Genomic DNA, 16,861 nt, shown 5'->3' on the forward strand with positions numbered 1-16,861 from the left:
TTGGGTTCAGCTGAAAGGCGGGCATTTTATCACAATCCGAAAAGCATCGTGCTGTTGTCCATCCGCCACTTTGCGAGGCGTTACGCAATACGAAAAACAGAGCCTCGTGAGGCGTCAGGCGCTGTGGCAGCATAGCGGGGTGATGGAGAAGGAGAGGGTATGGAGACACTATCCCCGCTGCTGCCGCGGGAGAAAATGCTACGGGATGGCGCGACGTTACTGACGGACGAAGAGCTGTTGGCGCTGTTCCTGCGTACCGGGACGCGGAGTAAAAACGTGTTCGTGCTTGCCAGAGATCTGTTGCAGCATTTCGGCTCGCTGCATGGTTTGTTATCCGCAGAGATGAAGGATTTCAGGCAGGTCGAGGGAATTGGCCTGGCGACATTCGCCCAGCTGAAAGGGATTGCTGAGCTCGCCCGCCGCTACTACTGCTCGGGGATTCAGGGCATCAACCCGCTGAAAGATCCGCAGATGACCCAAGAGTTTGTGCGTAGCCAGCTGGCGGAGGAGGAGCGCGAGATCTTTATGGTCATCTTCCTCGATAACCAAAACCGGGTGCTGAGCCACAGCCGGTTATTTTCGGGAACCCTGCGCCACGTTGAGGTGCATCCCCGGGAAATTGTGCGCGAAGCGATAAAAGTGAATGCCGCGGGCGTGATCCTCGCGCATAATCACCCCTCAGGGCGCGCCGAACCGAGCAAAGCCGACAGAGACGTGACCGCACGCATCATTAAATGCTGTCAATTCATGGACATTTGTGTTCTTGATCATCTGGTCATTGGCCGCGGAGAGTACGTTTCGTTTGCCGAACGTGGGTGGATTTAAGTCATTTCTCGCGATCCATCGGGATCTTTGTCTGTTCGGGACTTGAGCACATCCGCGAGTCAGCGTATACTACGCCACCTTTGAGAATCTCGGGTTTGGCATTTGGGCCTGGCAATCGATGGTTCACTTAGAATCGCGATGACCGGGCTGTAAAGCCTGACGAGGCGCCGATACCCCATACGAAGCTCGAGCTAATTTGATTTTTGGAGAATAGACATGTCCCGAGTCTGCCAAGTTACTGGCAAGCGTCCGGTGACCGGTAACAACCGTTCCCACGCACTGAACGCGACTAAACGCCGTTTCCTGCCGAACCTGCACTCTCACCGTTTCTGGGTTGAGAGCGAGAAGCGTTTTGTCACCCTGCGCGTATCTGCTAAAGGTATGCGTGTAATTGATAAGAAAGGCATCGATACAGTTCTGTCTGAACTGCGTGCCCGTGGCGAAAAGTACTAAGTACTTAAAGAGGAAATAAATCATGGCTAAAGGTATTCGCGAGAAAATCAAGCTGGTTTCTTCTGCTGGTACAGGTCACTTCTACACCACCACGAAGAACAAACGTACTAAGCCGGAAAAACTGGAACTGAAAAAGTTCGATCCAGTTGTACGCCAGCACGTTATGTACAAAGAAGCTAAAATCAAATAATTTTAGATTCCTTGTATTGAAAAACCCCGCATCTGCGGGGTTTTTTGCATTCTGCATCTCAACGGAGGAACCATGCCTGAATTACCTGAGGTAGAGACCAGCCGCCGTGGCATTGAGCCTCATCTGGTCGGTGCGACCATTCTTCACGCTGTTGTCCGTAACGGTCGTCTTCGCTGGCCGGTCTCTGACGAGATCCATGCGCTGAGCGATAAACCGGTTCTCAGCGTACAGCGCCGCGCAAAGTACCTGCTGCTTGAGTTGCCTGACGGCTGGATCATCATCCACCTGGGGATGTCCGGGAGCCTGCGCATCCTCAGTGAAGAGCTGCCCCCAGAAAAACACGACCACGTAGACCTGGTGATGAGCAACGGCAAAGTGCTGCGCTATACCGATCCGCGTCGTTTTGGCGCCTGGCTGTGGACCAAAGAGCTGGAAGGGCATAACGTGCTGGCGCACCTGGGGCCGGAGCCGCTCTCAGACGCGTTTAACGCGGAGTACCTGAAGGCGAAGTGCGCGAAGAAGAAAACCGCCATTAAACCCTGGCTGATGGATAACAAGCTGGTGGTCGGCGTGGGCAATATCTACGCCAGCGAATCGCTGTTTGCCGCCGGGATCCATCCCGATCGGTTAGCCTCATCGCTGTCGGCGCAGGAGTGTGAGCTGCTGGTGCGGGTGATCAAAGCCGTATTGCTGCGTTCGATTGAGCAGGGCGGAACTACCCTGAAAGACTTCCTGCAAAGCGACGGCAAGCCCGGCTACTTTGCTCAGGAGCTGCAGGTCTATGGCCGTAAAGACGAGCCGTGTCGGGTCTGTGGCACACCGATTGTGGCAACGAAGCATGCCCAGCGGGCAACGTTCTATTGCCGTCAGTGCCAGAAATGATGTGGAGGCCCGGTAAGCGCAGCGCCACCGGGCAAAACACTTATTTCAGCTTGTCCATCAGCGCCTGATGCACGCTGGCGGGTAAGAAATGGGTGACGTCACCTGCATGGCGCGCCACCTCTTTCACCAGGGTAGAAGAGATAAACGACCACTCTTTGGACGGCATCAGAAAGACGCTCTCCAGCTCGGGCATCAGATGGCGGTTCATGTGCGCCAGCTGCATCTCATATTCAAAATCGGCCACCGCGCGCAGCCCACGAATTAAGATATTGGCCTGCTGAGCGCGGGCAAAATTCGCCATCAAATCGCTAAAGCCCACCACGTCAACATTGGGCAGATGCGCCGTTGCGGCTTTCGCCAGCGCAACCCGCTCATCAAGATCGAACAGGGGCTTTTTGCTGGGGCTGGCGGCAATCGCCAGAATCACCGTGTCAAACATGCTTGCGGCACGCGTGACGATATCGATATGGCCGTTGGTGACAGGATCAAAGGTACCCGGATAAATCGCTTTTGTGCTCATGGCTCACGCTTTCTCAGAGTAGCCGCGGCTCAGCGCCCACAGCTCGGTGTATTTATTAAAAGTATACTGGGCGTTAACCACCGCCAGTAACCAGCCCTGCTTACCGTCCAGCACGCCACCACGTAGCACCAGCGTCTTCAGAAACGCGCCGACGGTGTGGCTGAAAATTCCTGCCAGCGAGGTCTTCTTGCCGCGCTGATGACGCTCCTGGGCCCATGCCGTGGCGTAATTAAGCTGTTTACGCTGAAAGCTGGCGAAATCACGGCAGGTCAGATGCAGGAGGTCACCGTCGAGGGCAGTTACCGGCGCACCGTCGCAGGCCAGCGACTCGTGCACCAGGTTATCGTTGTACTGATAGCGCTCGCGCTCGTAGAGGCGCATCACGCGGTCCGGATACCAGCCGCTGTGGCGCATAAAACGGCCGAGGAAGTAGTTGCGGCGCGCAATGCTGTATACCGCACCAGGCTGTGGCGAGGAAAGCACCGCCTGAATGGCCTGCTGAAGTTCTGGCGTGACGCGCTCGTCGGTATCAAGCATCAGGACATAATCGCCTGTGGCGTATCCCTGCGCGCGCTGGCGCTGGATGCCATAGCCTTGCCAGTCGGCGTTGATAAAGACCTTTGCGCCTGCTGCACGGGCAACGTCCACCGTATTGTCCGTACTGCCGGAATCGAGCAGAATGATCTCATCAGCCCACGCAACAGAGGCGAGGCAATCCGGCAGCAGGTCGGCGGCGTTTTTGGCGATCATCACGACCGACAGACGCGTTGACATTAGTGGCTCCGCTGAGGCAGATAAGGTTGCAGCAGTTGCAGCAGGCGGGTCAGCGCCCCCTGGTTCTGATGCAGCACTTCGACAGCGTGACGGCCATACCACAGACGATAATCTTCGTCGGTCAGCAGGTTTGAAACCTCTTTTTCGATGGCGTTCGCATCGGTGACGGTAATCAGCCCATCCGCCTGCTGCAGTTTGGCGCAGATATCTTTGAAGTTAAAGGTATGTGGCCCCATCAGCACCGGGATGGCGTGCGCTGCGGGCTCCAGCGGGTTATGCCCGCCACGCTCCACGAGGCTGCCACCGACAAAGGCGAGATCGGCAATACCGTAAAGCAGCATCAGCTCACCCATGGTATCGCCAATCACCACCTGGGTGCTGGCGGACGGGATTTCACCGCTGCTGCGCATCGTGAAGCTGAATCCGCCCTTTTGCACCATTTCCCGTGCGTCTTTAAACCGTTCAGGATGACGAGGCACAAGGATCAGCAGCAGGTCCGGGAAGCGTTCAAGCAGCTGGCGGTGCGCCTGCAGGATAATCTCTTCTTCACCCTCGTGGGTGCTGGTGGCGATCCACACTTTGCGGCGCGGCGCCCACTGGCGACGCAGGGTGACCGCTCTGGCAGCCAGTTCAGGCGTGACAGAAATATCAAACTTCAGGCTACCGGTGACCGCCAGCTGATTGCGCTTCAGGCCCAGCGACAGGAATCGCGCGCCATCTTCTTCGTTCTGGGCCGCAATCAAGGTGATCTTACTCAGCAGGCGGCGCATAAAGTTGCCCAGCTTGCCGTAGCCCTTCGCGGAGCGTTCTGACAGGCGAGCGTTAGCCACCACCAGGGGAATTTTGCGGGCGTGCAGGGCAGAAATCATGTTCGGCCACAGTTCGGTTTCCATTACGATCACCAGCTTAGGGCGCACGGTGTTAAGGAAACGGTTCATGGCACAGGGTAAATCATACGGCAGATAGACATGATGCACATCTTTGCCAAAAGCGGACATGGCGCGTTCGGAACCGGTAGGCGTCATGGTGGTGACGGTGATCGGCAACGACGGATAGCGGTGGCGCAGGGCGCGGACCAGCGGAATGGCGGCCAGCGTTTCACCCACCGAAACGGAATGGAGCAGGATACCGTCCGGCGCAACTTTGTTGCGGCAATAACCATAGCGTTCAGCCCAGCGTTTACGGTAGGCAGGCGCTTTACGGCTACGCAGCAGCAGTCGTAGCCACACCAGTGGCTGAATAATATAGAGCAGAGCGGTATACAACAATTCCAAGCGATTATCCGTTTTTTCAGTTTCGGCGGGCAAATTCTAAGCATTTAGGCCGTTTAAAGCTATCCCTTTGGCGCGTTTGCTCAGCCATTTGCCTGCGTTACGTGCGTTCACAGATAAAAAAACGGGCATCAGATGCCCGTTTAATGATTTCTGCTTAACGTTCCGCTTCCGGCAACGCGTTCAGGTGGTAGGTGACGCGCTCCGACAGTCCCCGAATATCACCCCCGGTGATGAAGTAGCTGTCGTCTTTCTGGTTCGGGTTACTGACCGCGTATCCCAGCATCTTGTTGATCAGCGTCGCCACCTGGTAATGGTTGAGCGGCATCTGCGGGCTGATGGTGCTCATCGCATACGCCGGATCGTTACTGAAGTAGAGGAACGGCACCTGGGCAATCGGCATCTCGACAATCGAGTGGCCGAACAGACCGCCATCACCCACGCGTTCGCCGTGATCCGAGGTGATAAAGACCAGGACCGGCAGCTTTGATTTCGCCATGGCGGTGCGGATCGCCGAAGCCAGCTCTCTGTCGTACAGGCGAACGGCATCATCGTACTCGTTTTTCTTCTGCGCCACGTCGTCATCGAGGCGTGGGGTAGAGAATTTGGCGAAGCCCTGCGGGATGTTGCGCTCGTAAGGGATGTGCGGCGCACGACTGTTCAGCACCATCAGGAACGGTTTGTTCCAGTCCAGCTTCGCCTGCTCAACGGAAGGGGTCAGTACCACATCGGCACCCACGTCCGGGGCCGGGCGGATCTGGGTATCTTCCCACAGGTCGATATCATGGATGCCAATCCAGTTGCTCAGCCCTTCCAGGCCCTGGGCGGAGATAAACGCCGTCTGATAGCCCTGTTTTTTGGCATTGGTGAAGATGTTGGTCGACTTCGACTTATAGGCGCCGTAGTTATCCGGCTCACGCAGGTTGTTCACCAGCATCGGGATCGCCACGCGGGTTGAAACCGCATTCGAGACGATCAAACGCCCGGTCCCCTGATATTGCTGCATCAGCGCTTTCAGTTCCGGGGTGGTGTCGCGTTCATAGCCCAGGGCGCTGACGTGGTGCGGGTTCAGGCTCTCACCAATCGCCAGGATGATGGAGTATTTCCCGGCCTGACTCCCCTCAACCGGCGTGACCTTATAGGGCGCATAATGCGTGAGGCTCTGGTTTTCGCCGGAAATGGCTTCCGGGATCAGTCGAATGGCGCTGAAGCTCATGGCGGACAGACCGTTACGCAGCAGAGAGTGGCGCAGATCCGGGTTGAATTTATACATCTGCCCGTCGATAGCTTTATAGAACTGGCCGACAAACATCACCACGATAGCCAGCAGGCACGGCATTGCCACCCACTTATGCCACTGCGGCGCCAGGCGGCGGGTAAAGACCAGCGCAAAGATCACCGCGACGGCCATGATGGCAAAGTAGATCCCAAGCGATCCGAGGCTGTCCGTAATACCGCTGGCGATATCTTTGGTTTCGACAAAGGCCAGCCACACTTCGCTCGGGCCGTAAAACTGACCATAGAACTGGTAATAGACCGCTTCCGATATCTGGACGATAAAGGTAACGGCCAGCAATAGCCGGGTCAGGAAGAAGCGGGCACTGATGGCCGCCAGCAGGGAGATAATCAGGTACAGCGACATGTCGCTGGATTTCGGCTGATATACATGGTCTTTCAGCAGGATGATGATTTCACAGAGTGAAAACAGCACCAGGAAAACCAGGGTTAACACCACGGTGCGCAGGATATTGCGGCGCGGCGTGAGGGGCGATAGTAAGGATGCTTTAAACATGAACGGACTCAACGTAACTCAAAACTTTTTAGTCAGCGGGCGAATGGCTTTACCAAAACCAAAACGCAGGGCGCGGATCAGAGTAGGGCGTTTATGCAGTCCTTTACGCCAGATATCCTCAAACAGGCTGAACCAGCGTGCGGCGACCGCTTCGCGGGAGTAAACCTGCAGACGTTTGTCGCCCTGCTCACGCATCTGACGATAGAGTTCAGGGGTATTTTTCAGCCGCATAATGGCCTCGAAGGCTTCATCAGGCGTTTTGGCGATCAGATAATCAAGCTCGCTTTCGCGGATAGCACGGTACGAAGGTTCGTCATCACAGATCATTACTGTTTTGCCGAGCCAGTTGTTAATCAGCTTGCTGGCAGGTTTGCGCGTCAGCTTATGGTCATGTGATTTACGGAAGCTGATACAGACGTCGACATCCTGGTAGTTGGTCCAGTTATCGAAGGAGATACGCAGGTCGATGCCCTGTTCAGCAAGGCGCTGCTTAAATTCGTCGCTACGGAAGGCCTCCGGGAAGCTGTCAACGCGGCCAAAAAAGGCCACGGTTTTGACGGTTTCATCGGTACGTTCGCGCGGTTTCACGCCGGGTTGCGGCCAGTAGGGTACAAAGACGCCATTGCTGCGGTTGCCCGCTTCCGGATTCTGATCCACCACCACGTCGGCGCCAATCACCGGTGGGCGATCGGCACGGGCGACGACGGTGACGCCACGCCAGGGTTTAACGCGCGATCCAAAATCATCGTTATGCATCAGGTTGATGGCATCCGGGCGACACTCTGAGCCAAAAGAACACTCAATATCGTCGCCGTAATAGTGCTTCAGCGCCAGGGTGGTCTGGAACGTCCAGCCGCCGCGCCCACCGCAGTAAAAGCGCTCCGGGATGGTGTCCGGGTTCACGCGATTATCCAGCAGCGTCTGGAAATCTGCGTAGTTTTTAGCGATGAAATCAGCGCGGGAGACTGCGTGTAATTTAAGTTTGCTCATAATATCCGTTAGCCGATGATTTTCTTAAGGCGGAAGTAACGACGTCCCAGACGCCAGTGCTGACGTAAGCCGCGCGCGTTTTGCCAGATCATCGACCAGATGCCGCGATCGAACAGTTCCTGGGTGATTTCGCGTTTCTTCGCGCTGTCTTCGATGTTGTTAATGCTGTGCAAGATACCCAAACCCTCTTTGGCGATTTGCCACTGACAGGCCGGGACACGCTTTACCTGCTCCGGGTAGCGCTTATTGATGGCGTCCAGCATTTCGAGGATCTTCATATAGTGACGTGACGAACGCATGCGTGTGTCGTCGGTGCCTGGCGTATGGGAGACCGATGCGGAGTGGATCAGATAGTCGTAATAGACTTCGTCAATGTACTGCACGCGTTTCGCGGTCAGCAGTACTTCCGTGGTCCAGGGGATATCCTGATGGCGCAGGCCATGTTCGAAGGTAAAACCCTGTGCCTTGATAAAGGCGTGGCGATAAATATTCAGCCAGGTGACATGCAGGAATTTGCGCGAGGCCAGCGCCATCTGCAACCATTCCGGGCCATCCAGTACGCCAGTGGAGGCCAGCTTGTCGGACGGGAAAATCTTTTTCGACGGACGGCCGTCGTCATAAATATAGGTGCCGTTGCAGGTCGCGACGTCCAGCTGGCCCGCAAAGGCGATCTCCAGCAGGCGCGGGTACATGCCAGGGTAAATAACGTCATCAATATCCGGGAATGCAACGTATTCGCCGGTCGCCGCGGCCAGACCGGTGTTGCGCGCGGCTGATACGCCGCCATTAGCCTGGTCGATAACCTTAAAATGGGTAAATTCGTTGGCGTAGCGGGAAATAATTTCAGCTGAGCGATCCGTCGATCCGTCATTAACAATAATCAGTTCCAGACTGGATAAATTCTGCTGTTTAATGCTGTCAAAAAAAGCGCTCAGGAATTTTTCGCCATTATAGACGGCAACGATGAGGCTTAATTGAGGCGTTTCAGACATGCTTTCTCCGTAAAAATACGCAGCAATAAAAAGGGTATAACCATCACATGCAACGGCATTTCGACAGCCGGCAGGCTAAAGCGTTCCACGCCTGGGTGTTAAACACCGCTGGCGTGGGGCCTTCATCAGGATGTTAACTTCTCGGTCGGTGCAGGTCGTAGGGCGCACATACCAACCAGCAGGCCGGTTAGTAGCATATACTGCTCAAGATAGTGATCTTTAAGGTTGTGATCGACCATGGTTCGGCAGAAGAAGCCGACGGTAAAGAGCAGCAGGAACATCCCCACCATCACGTTGCCGCGACGAAACTCCCGCCAGCCGATATACCAGCAGCCCACCAGCAGGATCAGCCAGCCGGCGATACCTACCACGCCATTCTGAATACCAAACTCGATCAGGCCGTAGTGGCTATGGGGGATATTAATACGGTTATCCTGGGTATCCCGGCGTAATACATAACGGAAGGCCTCTTTTCTGGCCCCCATGCCTGCCGGGTGTTCGACAATCAGTTTCCAGCCCTGATGGAAAAAGCTGGCCCGACAACCATTGGAATGGTTCATAGGTACACCGAGACTGTTAACCGGTACCGTTCCGTCTGTTTTATTGTAACAAAAGCTAGTAAAGGGAGCGTTCCAGCCCGCTATGGCATCACTTTCCAGATTTTGCCAGCGTGGGTCTGTTTTCCAGGAAGCGTAACCAAGTAACACCGAGGCAATAGTAATGCCCACAAGAATGCCGCCTGTAACGATGACCCGGCTGCGCCGCATATTGTGCATGCTCAGCAGGATAAAGGTAGAGAAAATGCTGCCAACCAGACCAATTGTGCCCCAGCGGGTATCGACCAACGCGGTACAAAGCAAGTTACTTAATAGCATTAACGCCAGCACCGGTGTGTTCAGCCGCAGGAAGCGTTGGTGCAACAGACCACGCGCCAGCAACTCGGCCATCAAAAAACCGGTGATCATGTTGACCTGGAAGCTCATGCGGGTGCGGTTATAGACGATCCGCGTTTCGCCCCAGTGTATATAGCCGTCGCGCCAGTAGAGCCAGAGTGAATCCAGCAAATGGACGCAGACCACGCCCCAGAAAAAGAGGATTACTAAAGTAAAGAAACGGGCAGCGGAGATGGCGGGAAATGTTCGCTGGATCGCCGGTAATAGTATCAGGCCAGCACAGAACAGTAATACTGGGCGTAGCCACTGACCGCTCCAGGCAGAAACCATCTCTTTAATATCTGGTGCGACAAAAAAACCATTAATCACAATAAAGAAAGTTAACGCCCATACCACAATAAGAACGAACTTAATTTTGCTTAAATCCAGCCGTTGTCTGGTTGCGCTATTGCTAAAAAAGAGACCAAGAGCGACCGCGACAATGGGATAAATCAAACCATTACGATGAAACGGCAGCTGATCGTTAGGAATAGGCCAGACAAAACATAAAGCCAGTACAGCAAGGACTAACAGGCCTGTCAGAATGTTACGAGTATTTGTCATATTTTTTGGGCTGGTTAAGGATTTTTCGGTTCTTGACCGGCTGGTTAACAAGGCAGTGAGTGATTTCCACGGTTTTTTAGTGGGAAATAAAAAGTCAGAGAAAATTATCACAAATACCTGACCTACAGAAGGACAATGTTTGTAAGCAAGAATAATCCATAACGTGTTTTCCGGCGCCAGGCTTTATGTATTACCCGGACCGTAACGTATATAATTTGTTGTTATGCCAGCTAATGCACAATAACCAGGAAAAGTATGCATATTGTTCACACTGAAGCAGACGGGGGTAAGGGCGGCCAGCCATTACGCATTATTAATGAATCCCTTGGGATGATTCAGCGTGGCCATCAGGTGACCATACTTTGCCCGGAGAGTGCGCCGCTGCACGGCCTGGCGCGCGATGCCGGGTTAACTGTGGTCACCATGCCGCTTCGGCGCAAGAATCTTCAGAACCTGCAACAGCTGCGTGGCTGGCTGAAAGAGAACCGTTCATCCATTGATGTCATCAACAGCCATAATTCTGCCGATACCTGGCTGGTGGCGCTGGCCAATCTTACCCTCTCAAACCCGGTGCCGCTGGTGCGTACCCGCCATGCCTCCGGCGTGCCGCGTAACAACTGGACTACCCGCTGGCTGTTTCGCAAAGCCTGTTCGCATATCGTGACCACCGGGGAAGCGCTGCGCCAGCAGATGGCAGATATCGGCGTACCGATGGCCCAAAGCACCTCTGTGCCGAGCGGCGTGGATACGCAGCGTTTTCACCCGGCGGATAAACAACAGGCCCGTGAGAACTGCGGCCTGTCGCAGACCGATTTCTGGCTGGGGGTGGTGTCACATCTGCGGCCTAACAAAGGCCATAGCGTGTTGCTGCGCGCGTTAGCCGCTATTGATAACCCGCAGATCAAACTGGCGATAGTGGGTGAAGGGCCGCATAAAGCGACGCTGGAGCAGGAGATTATCGACCTGGGATTGCAGCAGCGGGTAGTGATGGCGGGGCATCGCAGCGATCCTGAGCGCTGGTTCCCGGCCTTTGATGTTGCGCTCAGCCCGTCGCACGATATGGAAGGTGTCCCGCAGGGAGTGCTGCAGTCGCTGGCCTCGCGGATCGCCACCATCGCCACCGATGCGGGCGGCACGGCAGATGCCGTGATCGACGGCAAAACCGGTATTTTGATCGCGCAGCGCGATGAAACGGCGCTGCGCGAGGCGATTGTAAAACTGTATGAGGATGCTTTACTGCGCGAAACACTGGCGCAGCAGGGCTATGATTACTTGTGCAGCCATTTCACTCGTGAATGCATGCTTGCGTCGATGGAAAAGGTCTTTTCCAACGCGGCTCAACGCAGCAGTTCGCGATAGAGCGCCTGCAGCTCTTTCGCCATCCGTTCCAGGGTATATGGCTCAGCAGTGGCGCGTGCCGCTGCTGAGTAATCCACGCCCCGTTCACGGCCATTCAGCCATTCGCCGATCGCCTGCTGATAGCCAGCGTCGTCGAGCGCGTCGCGCACCCAGCCATTAACACCCTCTTCAATCCACTCCGCCGCGCCGCAGCCATGACTGGTAAGCAGCGGCAGTCCGCAGGCCAGCGCTTCGACACAGACATTCGGGAAGGGATCGTAGAGCGTCGGCAGGATAAGCGCGTCAGCGGTGCCGTAGACCTGGCGCACATCGGCGACCGGCCCCAGAAAACGCACCCGGGAAGCGACGCCGAGCGTCTGCGCCAGCTTTTCGAATTTGCGGGCGTGCTTGTCCCGCCCGGCAACCAGCAGCCAGACATCAGGGTGAGGCACGATGGCGCGCAGTGCCGTCGCCACCCCTTTACGGCTAAAGCCGGAGCCGACATAGGCCAGAACCGGTGCATGCTGCGGAATACCCAGAGCGTCCCGCTGGGAGAGCGTGCGCACGTCCGGGCTGAAGTGGGCAGTATCCACACCGTTGTAGATCACCGTCAGCTTGTCTTCGGCCAGGCCAAAACGGCGGGCGATCTCGTCCCGCACCATTTTCGAGTTGCAAATCACTTTGCGCAGCGCAGGATGGGTAAACATCTGCGCTTCCGCCTGCAGAATATAGCGATGGTAGCGGCTCAGGGACTGCGCCCAGCGCGCCAGCGGCGACTGGATACGGTTGTACTGCTCAAGCCAGGTGGCGTGAACGCCGTCCCCGGCGCGGAAGATGGTCGCCCCGGGAATACGTTCGTGGCTCTGCACGATATCAAACTGCGTAAACTGCGCTGCCGCGGCGTCGGCAAAACCCGACTCGCGATCGAGACGGTTACGGAATGATGGATTAACCGTCAGCGTTTTCCAGCCGGCGGCATCCTCCCACTGGCGGGCGATCAGCGTGACGTCGAGAGCCGTATCCTGCGCCAGCACGTTCAGCGCGCGGGAGACGAAGCGCTCCGCGCCGCCGTTGGGGTTATAGGTCTGTCGGACGATAGCCAGCTTCATGCCGGGTTTTCCAGTAGCAGCGTATCAATAGCGCTCAGCACCATTTGCGGGGTGATCGCCGTAATACAGTCGGAGACGCCGCTGTCGCCACAGCCCGCTTTACCGCAGGGCTGGCAGGTAAAGCCAGCAACAATCACGCGGTAGTTCACTCCCCACGGCGCCCACTTAATCGCTCCGGTCGGGCCGAAGATGGCGACAGTCGGCGTGCCCACCGCGCTGGCGAGGTGCATCGGCATGGAGTCGACGCCAAAGTAGATCCGCGCGTGCTTCATCAGCGCGCCCAGCTCTTTCAGGTTTAGCTGGCCGCTTAAATCAAACACCGGCTGGGTGAGCGCCGCACGCAGCGCATCCATGTAGGCGGTCTCTTCTTTTGACGGCGCGGCAGAGAGGATAACTGGCAGGCCGCGGACCGCCAGGTTATCAATGGTCGCCGCCAGCTTTTGGATATCCCAGGCCTTAAACATCCAGCGCGACGTGGGGTGGACCAGAATGTAAGAGCCGCTGCTCAGCCCAAAGCCGGCCAGTTTTTCGGCAATCGACGCTTCCGCCGCATCGCCCGGTACGAACAGGGTGTGCTTGTCTGCATCGGTCTGGGGATGGATGCCGATCCGTCGCAGTGCATCGAGATTCACCTCCACCATATGGCGGCTGTTATCCTGGATCGCCGGGTAGAGGGTGGTGAAGGATTTCACCCAGCGGCGACGCGCCAGTCCGCCGCGTTTATCGGGCTTAAAGCCGACGGAGACGCGCGGCTTCAGACGGCGCGCCAGACGCGCGCCATGCCAGTGTTCGGTGAGGTTGATCAGCACGTCATACTGACGCGCTTTCAGGGTGTTCAGCAACGCACGGTACAGACGGAACTGTGCGAACCAGCCCTTTTTACGCCAGTTACGCCCGATGGTATGCACCTGGTCGATAAACGGATGGCTGGTGAGCATCGCCTGGGTGTCGTCATACACCAGGGCATCCACTTCCACATCGGGATAGTTCGTTTTCAACACCGTAAAGACCGGCGAGGTCAGCAGAACGTCGCCGTGGTGACGTAGCTTAACAATCAGCACGCGCTTCGGTGGGCGCTCCGCTGAGAAAAAATCAGACATAGGCTCTCTCTGCTGCCAGCAACGGCTCTAATTGCGCAAATACCGCAGCGGCGCTGAGGTCGCTCAGCTGCGATGAATGTTCCGGGCGGCAGATATATTGATTTTTGCCATAGCCGCCAATCAGACCCGGGTCCGTCGGGCCGTAAAGCGTAATATTAGGACGATCTAGCGCCGCCGTCAGGTGGCTGAGACCGGTATCCACCGACACCACCGCCGTAGCGCCTGCCAGCTCTTGCGCCACGCCATCCAGCTTCATCCGGGGCAGCACGTCCACGTAATCAAAGCCTTCCGCCAGACGCTTCGCCCGCGCCTCTTCGTGCGGGGCGCCCCACGGCAGCCTGATGCGCAGGCCCGCATGGCTCAGCAGGCCGATAAGCTCGCGCCAGTGGGCTTCCGGCCAGTGTTTGTCATCCCGGGTGGTAGCGTGCAGGAAGATGAGATAAGGCGCGTGTGGCTTTGCATCGTGCAGGAAATGCTGTGAAATGGCGTAATCCCCCTGCAGTTGCGGTTTCGCATAGCCAAGGCTCTTCGCGAACAGCTCCCGGGTGCGCTCCACGGCATGCTGCTGCTTCGCGATCGCGTGGCGACGATTGTAGAACAGGCTCGCCAGCGGTTCGCGGGCGCTCTGCCAGTCCATACCGTGCTTTACGCCGTGGGCCAATCGGGTGACCAGCGCCGCGCTTTTTACCAGCCCCTGGGCATCGATGATCGCATCGTAATGCTGGGCCTGCAGCGCGTCGCGAAAGGCCTTACGTTCGGCCTTAATCGGTGCGGAAAACCACGCCTTGCGCCAGCGGCGGATCGCCACTGGTATAACGCGGTCTACGGCAGCATGCCAGGTGGGGATCTGGGCGAAGCCCTCTTCCACCACCCAGTCAAAACGGATACCCGGAATAGCCTGCATGGCATCAGTGAGCGAAGGCAGGGTGTGGAGCACATCGCCCATTGAGGAGGTTTTAACGATCAATACCCGCATCCGTTATCCTTCTTCGCTCAACAGCAGTTCGTTAAGCTCGTCGAGGACACGCTGCGGAGTGATGTCGATCAGGCTCTGATGATAGCCTTCAGCGGCGTCACCTTTACGGACTTTATGGTAGCCGGTGATCAGGCGGATCACGCGCGCTTTATGTGACAGCGGCGGCGTGAAGTCCGGGCTGCTCGGGCCGTACAGCGCCACCAGCGGGCGGTTCAGCGCCGCGGCAACGTGCATCAGGCCGGAGTCATTCGTCACGACCGCCTTACAGGCGGCCAGCAGAATCACCGCCTGCTCCAGCTGGGTCTCCCCGGCCAGATTGCGGCACCAGGCCTGCTGCTCGACGCTCAGTGCGGCGAGGATTTCATTGCCCGCCTCGTGATCTTTCGCCGAGCCGAACAGCACGATCTGATAGCCTTCGTCGATCAGCTGCTTCGCCAGCTCAGCATAGTGATAGTGCGGCCAGCGCTTCGCCGGGCCGAACTCCGCGCCGGGGCAGAAGCCGATGATCGGGCGTTCGGCCAACAGACCAAAGGTGTTGCAGATCTGGGATTTCTCACCCTCGTTCACCTGAAGCTGCGGCCACAGCAGCGGCTGCGGCAGGTCTTTCGCGCTGCGCATCACCCCTTTGTCGTAGGCCAGCGCCACGTAGCGCTCTACCATCAGCGGCCACGCCTCTTTATCCAGCACCCGCGCGTCATTCAGCAGGCCGTAGCGCATTTCGCCGCGCCAGCCGGTGCGGTGCGGAACGCCCGCAAAGAAGGGAACCAGGGCAGATTTAAAGGAATTCGGCAGTACATAAGCGCGATCGTAGCGCTTGTCGCGAAGGCTATGGCCGAGCTTGCGGCGTTCGCCAATTTCCAGCGCCCCGTGGCCGAGCGGCATCGGGATCGCTTCATTCACTTCCGGCATCCGCGATAACAGCGGACGGCACCACGCGGGTGCCATCACGTCAATTATCGCCTGGGGATAGCGCGCCTTGAGCGTGCGATAGAGACTTTGCGACATCATCATGTCGCCCACCCATGACGGGCCTACCACCAAAATTTTCATACTTACGCGTCGCGGTTCAGCCAGGCCATATATTCCGTTACCCCTTCGGCAACGGTCTTGAACGGCTTGTCATAGCCAGCGGCACGCAGGTTGGTCAGATCCGCCTGGGTGAATGCCTGATAGCGGCCTTTCAGCTTGTCCGGGAACGGGATGTACTCGATGCTGCCTTTCTGATGATATGCCAGCGCAGCATCGGCGACCGCCTGGAAGGATTCCGCCCGGCCGGTGCCCAGGTTGAAGATCCCGGAGACGCCGTTTTCCCAGAACCACAGGTTTACCGCCGCCACGTCGCCCACGTAGACGAAGTCACGCTTGAAGCCATCGCTGCCTTCAAACAGTTTCGGGCTTTCGCCGTTGTTCAGCTGGGTGTTGAGGTGGAAGGCCACGCTTGCCATGCTGCCTTTATGGCCTTCGCGCGGTCCGTAGACGTTGAAGTAGCGGAAGCCGACAATCTGGGAGTTCGCTTCTGGCAGTACCTGGCGTACATATTCGTCAAACAGGAACTTGGAGTAGCCGTAGACGTTCAGCGGCTGCTCGTACTCGCGGGACTCGATAAAGTCGGAGGTACGCCCGCCGTAGGTCGCCGCGGAAGAGGCGTACAGGAACGGAATTTCGCGCTCCAGGCAGTAGTGCAGCAGCTCTTTAGAATACTGATAGTTGTTATCCATCATATACTTGCCGTCCCACTCGGTGGTGGAGGAGCAAGCACCTTCATGGAAGATTGCGTCGATATCGCCGAACTCTTCGCCCGCCATAATCTGGATCAGAAAATCTTCTTTATCCATGTAGTCGGCAATGTTCAGATCCACCAGGTTAACGAACTTGGTGCCGTCTTTCAGGTTATCCACCACCAGGATGTCGGTGATGCCTTTGTCATTGAGAGCTTTAACAATATTGCTGCCGATAAAGCCCGCGCCGCCGGTAACGATGATCATAACTGTAACCTTTGAAGTGTGGAGCCCGGGGACAATCCCGGGCACTGATATTCATATCATATCATTAGTATGACCACCCTTCAGCCATTCACCGATATACACTTCATCCTTCAAGCCGCCTCGGCGTTGGCTGCGCTCAGAAACCCCGGTCACATAGTTATCTATGCT

At 56.8% G+C, this 16,861-nt stretch carries 17 protein-coding genes; 5 read left to right on the forward strand and 12 right to left on the reverse strand.

Annotated features, from left to right (window positions below):
* Positions 1-159: 159 nt before the first annotated feature.
* The 4 genes from radC to mutM all read left to right on the forward strand — a co-directional run bounded on the left by radC (position 160) and on the right by mutM (position 2,350).
* Entirely contained in the window at positions 160-825 is a 666-nt protein-coding gene (gene radC / locus FHC51_RS06050) for a DNA repair protein RadC (protein WP_220435104.1), read from the forward strand.
* 216 nt (positions 826-1,041) lie between these two features.
* On the forward strand, positions 1,042-1,278 hold the full coding sequence (gene rpmB / locus FHC51_RS06055) for a 50S ribosomal protein L28 (RefSeq protein WP_002436699.1): 237 nt from the start codon (positions 1,042-1,044) through the stop codon (positions 1,276-1,278).
* Between the two features lie 22 nt (positions 1,279-1,300).
* The gene (gene rpmG / locus FHC51_RS06060) at positions 1,301-1,468 is read left to right on the forward strand and encodes a 50S ribosomal protein L33 (RefSeq protein WP_013094893.1); all 168 of its coding nucleotides are present in this window, start codon (positions 1,301-1,303) and stop codon (positions 1,466-1,468) included.
* Positions 1,469-1,540: 72 nt separating this feature from the next.
* Positions 1,541-2,350 carry a bifunctional DNA-formamidopyrimidine glycosylase/DNA-(apurinic or apyrimidinic site) lyase gene (gene mutM, locus FHC51_RS06065; protein ID WP_103824310.1) on the forward strand — a complete coding sequence of 270 codons (810 nt, stop codon included), beginning with the start codon at positions 1,541-1,543 and terminating at the stop codon, positions 2,348-2,350.
* Between the two features lie 40 nt (positions 2,351-2,390).
* Here mutM and coaD read toward each other — a convergent pair whose 3' ends face one another.
* The 7 genes from coaD to FHC51_RS06100 form a co-directional block, all read right to left on the reverse strand.
* Positions 2,391-2,870, reverse strand: coding sequence for a pantetheine-phosphate adenylyltransferase (coaD, locus tag FHC51_RS06070; protein WP_114316234.1), 480 nt, complete (start codon positions 2,868-2,870; stop codon positions 2,391-2,393).
* 3 nt (positions 2,871-2,873) lie between these two features.
* Positions 2,874-3,644 carry a glycosyltransferase family 2 protein gene (locus tag FHC51_RS06075; protein ID WP_103824312.1) on the reverse strand — a complete coding sequence of 257 codons (771 nt, stop codon included), beginning with the start codon at positions 3,642-3,644 and terminating at the stop codon, positions 2,874-2,876.
* Positions 3,644-4,918 carry a lipid IV(A) 3-deoxy-D-manno-octulosonic acid transferase gene (waaA, locus tag FHC51_RS06080; protein WP_220435105.1) on the reverse strand — a complete coding sequence of 425 codons (1,275 nt, stop codon included), beginning with the start codon at positions 4,916-4,918 and terminating at the stop codon, positions 3,644-3,646. Before waaA ends, FHC51_RS06075 begins: the two co-directional genes overlap by 1 nt.
* Before the next feature lie 154 nt (positions 4,919-5,072).
* Entirely contained in the window at positions 5,073-6,707 is a 1,635-nt protein-coding gene (locus FHC51_RS06085; RefSeq protein ID WP_220435106.1) for a sulfatase-like hydrolase/transferase, read from the reverse strand.
* Between the two features lie 18 nt (positions 6,708-6,725).
* On the reverse strand, positions 6,726-7,697 hold the full coding sequence (locus tag FHC51_RS06090; RefSeq protein ID WP_114316231.1) for a glycosyltransferase: 972 nt from the start codon (positions 7,695-7,697) through the stop codon (positions 6,726-6,728).
* 8 nt (positions 7,698-7,705) lie between these two features.
* Entirely contained in the window at positions 7,706-8,689 is a 984-nt protein-coding gene (locus FHC51_RS06095; RefSeq protein WP_220435107.1) for a glycosyltransferase, read from the reverse strand.
* 125 nt (positions 8,690-8,814) lie between these two features.
* Positions 8,815-10,185: an O-antigen ligase gene (locus tag FHC51_RS06100; protein ID WP_220436657.1), complete on the reverse strand. Its 1,371-nt coding sequence runs from the start codon at positions 10,183-10,185 to the stop codon at positions 8,815-8,817.
* Positions 10,186-10,440: 255 nt separating this feature from the next.
* Here FHC51_RS06100 and FHC51_RS06105 point away from each other — a divergent pair, with 255 nt between their 5' ends.
* Positions 10,441-11,544, forward strand: a complete 1,104-nt coding sequence (locus tag FHC51_RS06105; protein ID WP_220435108.1) for a glycosyltransferase family 4 protein — start codon at positions 10,441-10,443, stop codon at positions 11,542-11,544.
* Here FHC51_RS06105 and FHC51_RS06110 read toward each other — a convergent pair.
* From FHC51_RS06110 to rfaD, 5 genes are read right to left on the reverse strand one after another with little or no spacing between them, the layout of a single operon-like run.
* Positions 11,523-12,632, reverse strand: coding sequence for a glycosyltransferase family 4 protein (locus FHC51_RS06110; RefSeq protein WP_220435109.1), 1,110 nt, complete (start codon positions 12,630-12,632; stop codon positions 11,523-11,525). The genes FHC51_RS06105 and FHC51_RS06110 overlap by 22 nt on opposite strands.
* Entirely contained in the window at positions 12,629-13,732 is a 1,104-nt protein-coding gene (gene rfaQ / locus FHC51_RS06115; RefSeq protein ID WP_220435110.1) for a putative lipopolysaccharide heptosyltransferase III, read from the reverse strand. The genes FHC51_RS06110 and rfaQ overlap by 4 nt, the downstream gene beginning before the upstream one ends.
* Positions 13,725-14,708, reverse strand: a complete 984-nt coding sequence (rfaC, locus tag FHC51_RS06120) for a lipopolysaccharide heptosyltransferase RfaC (protein ID WP_220435111.1) — start codon at positions 14,706-14,708, stop codon at positions 13,725-13,727. Before rfaC ends, rfaQ begins: the two co-directional genes overlap by 8 nt.
* 3 nt (positions 14,709-14,711) lie before the next feature.
* Positions 14,712-15,758, reverse strand: coding sequence for an ADP-heptose--LPS heptosyltransferase RfaF (gene rfaF / locus FHC51_RS06125; RefSeq protein ID WP_103824318.1), 1,047 nt, complete (start codon positions 15,756-15,758; stop codon positions 14,712-14,714).
* 2 nt (positions 15,759-15,760) lie between these two features.
* On the reverse strand, positions 15,761-16,693 hold the full coding sequence (rfaD, locus tag FHC51_RS06130; protein ID WP_103824319.1) for an ADP-glyceromanno-heptose 6-epimerase: 933 nt from the start codon (positions 16,691-16,693) through the stop codon (positions 15,761-15,763).
* Positions 16,694-16,861: the final 168 nt, after the last annotated feature.

The organism is Leclercia sp. EC_58 (assembly GCF_019584355.1).
Classification (GTDB): domain Bacteria; phylum Pseudomonadota; class Gammaproteobacteria; order Enterobacterales; family Enterobacteriaceae; genus Enterobacter.